At 52.6% G+C, this 5,488-nt stretch carries 5 protein-coding genes; 3 read left to right on the forward strand and 2 right to left on the reverse strand.

All coding sequences use genetic code 11. The features are described 5' to 3' along the window. Window positions 1–254 precede the first annotated feature (254 nt). The 3 genes from polX to AC3DOM_RS09340 all read left to right on the forward strand — a co-directional run bounded on the left by polX (window position 255) and on the right by AC3DOM_RS09340 (window position 4,044). A complete protein-coding gene (gene polX, locus AC3DOM_RS09330) occupies window positions 255–1,979 on the forward strand; it encodes a DNA polymerase/3'-5' exonuclease PolX (protein WP_487918772.1) in 1,725 nt (574 codons plus the stop codon). Between the two features lie 146 nt (window positions 1,980–2,125). Beyond that, window positions 2,126–2,527, forward strand: a complete 402-nt coding sequence (tnpA, locus tag AC3DOM_RS09335; protein WP_487918773.1) for an IS200/IS605 family transposase — start codon at window positions 2,126–2,128, stop codon at window positions 2,525–2,527. 239 nt (window positions 2,528–2,766) lie between these two features. Next, entirely contained in the window at window positions 2,767–4,044 is a 1,278-nt protein-coding gene (locus AC3DOM_RS09340; RefSeq protein ID WP_487918774.1) for a winged helix-turn-helix domain-containing protein, read from the forward strand. 7 nt (window positions 4,045–4,051) lie between these two features. Here AC3DOM_RS09340 and AC3DOM_RS09345 read toward each other — a convergent pair whose 3' ends face one another. Together AC3DOM_RS09345 and AC3DOM_RS09350 are read right to left on the reverse strand one after the other, a co-directional pair. Beyond that, window positions 4,052–4,315 carry a hypothetical protein gene (locus AC3DOM_RS09345; RefSeq protein WP_487918775.1) on the reverse strand — a complete coding sequence of 88 codons (264 nt, stop codon included), beginning with the start codon at window positions 4,313–4,315 and terminating at the stop codon, window positions 4,052–4,054. Window positions 4,316–4,317: 2 nt separating this feature from the next. Beyond that, window positions 4,318–5,334 carry a chymotrypsin family serine protease gene (locus AC3DOM_RS09350; protein WP_487918776.1) on the reverse strand — a complete coding sequence of 339 codons (1,017 nt, stop codon included), beginning with the start codon at window positions 5,332–5,334 and terminating at the stop codon, window positions 4,318–4,320. Between the last annotated feature and the right edge of the window lie 154 nt (window positions 5,335–5,488).

The following is a 5,488-nucleotide window of genomic DNA, read 5'->3' on the forward strand; positions in this document are numbered from 1 at the left end:
TATTATTTACAATTTCCGCCTGTGGGTGAACCCAACAGGCTCATGGCCAAAGGACAATGCCCTAAAGGGTCCAGTCAAGCTGGATGAACGATGCTTCGCGAAATCGCCCTCGCGTGCCAGCCCCAATGGGGCTTCCGCTATTAGCCCTGACGTTCACGTCCGGGCGGTGAATGAGTAGCCAGAAGATCATTATTTACTCTATTTGTTAGAATGGATCGGAATAAGAGTTTCTGTATATTGAAAGGATTACCGGTATGAATAACCGTCAATTAGCCGATACCTTTACCCTGATCGCAGACCTGCTTGAGATCAAGGGAGAGATCGTTTACAAAACCCTGGCCTATAGAAAGGCTTCCGAAAGCCTGATCTCTTTGGGGCGGGATGCGAATGAGTATTGGAAAGAGGGGAAGCTGAAAGATATCCCGGGGGTGGGGCAGGCCATCGCCAGCAAGATCGATGAATTGCTCTCGACGGGGAAATTGGAATATCTGGAAAAGCTCGAAGAGGAGGTCCCGCCCGGATTGGCCGGTTGGATCCCAATTCCCGGGATGGGACCGAAAAAAATCTCATTGATCTGGAAGGAACTGGGGATCACCAAGCTCTCAGACCTGGAAATAGCCGCCAAAGAGGGAAAACTGCGCAACCTGCCCGGGATGGGCGAAAAATCTGAAAAGCAGATCATCGCCGGGATAGAATCCCTCTCACGGCGCTCGGGACGGATTCCCCTGGGTCAGGCCTGGCCGCTGGCGCAGGAACTGATCGCCATTCTGAAAGAGGTCGAGGGTGTCACTGCCGTTGAACCAGCTGGTTCATTCCGCAGGATGCGTGAAACCGTTGGCGATCTGGATATCCTTGTCGCAGCGGAGGATTCCGCGCCTGTCATGGAAGTTTTCACCACCCTGCCCCGCGTGATGCGCGTCCACGGCAAAGGGGAGATCAAATCCAGTATCGAGTTCAGCGATGGGCAGCGCGCACAGATCTGGGTCCATCCGCCGGAAAAATTCGGTACCGCGCTGCAATACGCGACCGGTTCCAAGGATCATAACGTCCGCTTGCGAGAGTTGGCCCTTGATCAGGGTCTCTCGCTATCCGAGCATGCCCTCACAAAAACAGATGGTTCCGGCGAGATTACCTGTGCGACAGAAGGGGAGGTCTACGCGGCCCTCGGCCTTCCCTGGATTCCGCCCGAATTACGCGAAGATCGTGGTGAAGTCCAGGCCGCCAAAGATGGAAATTTACCAAAGCTGATCGAAGTCAAAGATATCCGCGCCGACCTGCAGGTCCATTCCACCTGGAGCGATGGCAAACTATCCATGCTCGAGATGGCAAAAGCCGCTGCCAAACGCGGGATCAAGGTGATCGCGTTTACCGATCATTCCGTCAGCCTGGGAGTGGCCGGTGGCCTGAGCATGGAAGAACATAAAGACCAACAGGCCGAGATCGAAGTCGCACAAAAAGAGCTGGGAGATCGTATCCGCATCCTGCATGCCACCGAAGTCGAGATCAAAGCGGATGGTTCGCTGGATTACCCGGATGAATTCCTGGCGGGGCTGGATCTGGTGGTCGCTTCGCTGCATTCCTCCCTGCGCCAGCCGCGGGAGAAAGTCACCCAACGCCTGCTGAACGCGATCAATAATCCGCATGTGGATATCATCGGTCATCCCACCGGACGCCTGATCCCTGAACGCGAGGGGGCCGATCTGGATATGGAGGCTGTCCTGAAAGCGGCGGCCGTATCCGGTGTGGCATTGGAGATCAACGCTCACCCCTCCCGACTCGATCTGGAAGATAGGTTTGCCCGCCGTGCAAAGGAAATGGGAATCCCGATCAGCATCAACACCGACGCCCATTCCGAAGATCATCTCGATATGCTCCATTTTGGGGTTGCCACCGCCCGCCGCGCCTGGCTAACCGCCGAGGATGTGATCAATACCTGGCCGACCAAAAAACTGCTGGATTGGCTGAAGAAGAGAGGGTAGCCTTATCCGCTTGTGGGTAAACCCAACAGGCTCATAGCTTAAGGACGATAAATCGCCCTAGCCCCAACGGGGCTTTCGCTGTGAGCCCGATCCGTTCACGTCGGGCGGTTAAAATTCACAGGAAACCAAAAACAAAGGAGCCAGCTATGCCCTTATGGAGATTGTTCTACCATATCGTTTGGGGAACAAAAAATAGAGAAGAGTTCATCTCCCCGGCATGGGAATCTGATCTGTATGGTTATCTTTGGGGCAAGGCTACGGCGTTGGAATGTATTCCCCATGCCATCGGTGGGATGCCAGATCATATTCATGTGGTCATTTCCATTCTACCCAAATTATCGGTGGCGAAGACAATTGGTCATCTCAAAGGAGCAAGCTCGCATCATATCAATCAAAATTATATGAATGGCCCTTTTGCATGGCAGGCAGAATATGGCGTTTTTAGCTTTTCAGAAAAAGCCTTACCGAAGATTGTTGCCTATGTGAATAATCAGAAAAAACATCACGCAGAAAATACGTTGAATATCAAGATGGAAGAAATCAACTAATCTATGCAATGTCCAGCCCCAGCGGGGCTTCCGCAATAAGCCTGATCCGTTTACGGTCAGGCGAGAATGATTGGCAAGGAAACCATTATTTATAATATCCGCCCGATGGTCAACCATAGGGCTAATGGCCAAAGGACGATGCCCTAAAGGGTGCTTCGCGAAATCGCCCTCGTGTGCAACCCCCAGAGGGGCTTCCACCATGAGCCCGGACGTTTACGTTCGGGCGGATAAAATAAACTATGAACTCTATATCAATCTCAAAAACCACTCATCGCCGCTTCATCATGGGGGTGCAGGGCTTATGGCCCGGTCGCCGTTTTGCGGATGCAACAGGCACTGCCGCGGCCCTGCGCCAAATGGATGCGCTCCAGCTTGATCCGCTGATTGTGATCGCCCGCAGCCAGGATATCGCCATGTATGGGCGGGTCCTCGATTATCGCCCCGAGCTGCTGCACCAGGTTGCCTACCAGGAGCGCGGTTTTTTTGATTACGGCGGGACGCTTTTCCTATATCCTATGTCTGAGCTGCCCTACTGGCGGCTGCATATGAAAAGGGCTTATGAATGGAAACGCTTGAAAATCTTCAGGGAGGAACATCCCGAAACCATGAAACAGGTCAAGGAGGCTTTGCGTGACAACGGCCCGATGGCCAATCGCGATTTCAAAGGGAATAAAAAACTGCTCAACAGCTACCGCGGCGGTAAGGATACCTCCGTCGCCTTATATTCGCTCTGGATCACGGGCGAGGTGATGATCACCCATCGGAATGGCTTTGACCGGGTCTATGACCTGACCGAACGCGTCGCGTCCTCTGAATTCGACTATTCCGCCACAGAGGCGGAAGCCGAAGACTTCTTTGCCCGGAAAACGGTCTCCTTTTTGGGATTGATGCGCGAGAAACGCTGGCGGGTCAGTTTCTCGGATTATATTAATCGCAAGATCGAGGTCAAGGAAGCGGATCAGCGCATCGCTGCGCTCTATGAGCAAAAGGTGATCGTGCCTGTGGAAATCGAGGGCTCAAAGGAGCGCTGGATCGCCCTTGCCCGGGACTTGCCTCTGCTCGAGGAACTGGAGTCCGGGCGAACCCCTGCGGGGTGGACTCCGCTTGGTCCCAGCACGCAGGATGAGGTCACCTTTGTCGCGCCGTTGGAGATCGTCAGCGCAAGGGGGCGGGCAAAACAAGTCTTCGATTTTGAATATATTTGGGAAGTCTACAAACCTGTCGCAGAGCGTCGCTGGGGATACTATGTTTTGCCGATCCTGTATGGGGATGATCTGGTCGCCCGCCTCGATCCCAAACTCGACCGAACAACAATGACCCTGCAGATCAAGGGTTTCTGGCACGAGGAAGATGCCCCCGTAAATGATCCCGCTTTTGCGGATGCGCTTGGCAAAGGCTTGGTACGTTTTGCTAATTTCGTGGAGGCGAAACAGGTGGAGATTGATACGATCAAGCCGAAAAAGCTACAAAACCATATTCGAAAGTATCTAAAAAATACCCTGCAATTTCAGGGTTAAACGCCCGCTATTGGGCGTAAAACTCTCCGCTTTCCTGCACATCGACAGGAACTCCTTCGATCTCCGTTGGGATGCGGTCAGCAGGCTGGATTTCGCTGTCGGGCAGTTTGCGGCTGACCATCACAACGATGGCAATATTCTCTGTACTCATTTCATTTTGAATCCGAAAACCGATTCCCACGCCGACCACATTGGGTTTGGCCAGGAGGGTCGCCTCATGCGCTCGTTTAACGCTTTTTGCCTTTTCAAGAAGGGTTGAATTATCGGTCATATTTACTCCTTATCAAAGGTGACGTTCAGCAGATCCAGCACAGTTTGAATGGGACTGAGAATGGTGGATTGGTCAGAGCCTGCAAAAAGCAGACCGACAGCATCAAGGGAATCACCGTGTACGACGAGCGACCCCGAATCCCCACCTTGTGACATGGGGCCGGTCACGATCTGCTCTTCAAAGGTCGCGGTCCGCCCTGTCCCGTAGCTGACGTTGACCGTGGCTTCCAGAACCTGGACCTGATTCGTGGTGAAATCTGTTGTCCGCCCCGATTTCCGCAAGGGCATCCCTAATTCTGCCTCCAGCACACCGCTGATCTCGCCAATACCGCGGATCTCATCCAGCACATCGCTATCGGCGTTGGGACGGGCGAGGGCAGCATCCACTTTGTTGAGGGCCTGCGGACTGAAACTGTTTACACTGACGCGATGGCTTGATCCTAGGGCGATGGCAATCAGATTGCCAATCGAGGCATAAACCCTGGCATAGTCACAAGTTCCTGGGGATGTTGTATATTGGATAGGGATAAAACGAAGTAATGTGGCAATCGTATCAGTAGTAACCTTGCCCCCATCCGTGGGACCGGGCTGTAGAATGGCATCGCCGATATTGGCATCATTGCTATTTGCCAGGACATGATTATTGGAAAGGATCAACCGCTCTCCGGTATCTCTGTCGCGCACAATGCAACCCAGCGTCCCGGCAGTGATCTGATAATGTCCAATACTGACCCCTCCCGGAGCGGGTCGCCAGCGATTTTTGGGCGTTTGCAGGGCACGCAAATCCCCGACTTCAATTACATCCGTGCGGATGCCATCCAACTCTTTCGGGACAAGTTCTTTTGAGAGCAAAGCCTCCGGAGAGAGTTTACGCGTGACAAGCACCTTGACGCAAATTTCGTCGGATTTATCGCTCCGTGTATCTTTGAGGCCGACGCCAACCCCCACTACATTCGATTTGGTCATTAATCCACTTTGATGCAGCTTTTTAGCCTGTCTGACTTCATTTAAAAGGGTCATCTTTTTCTCCTTTGGAAGGTTAAAAGCCTTCCGAGAAATGCGGGAAAGAATCCGCTCCAAAAGGGCTATATTATCAGTGTATCATTTTATTTCTCTTTTTCGTATCATCTCAATAATTTGGGGTAGATGAAAAAGACCAACCCAAATTGAGTTC

This window comes from Candidatus Desulfolinea nitratireducens (genome assembly GCF_982879505.1).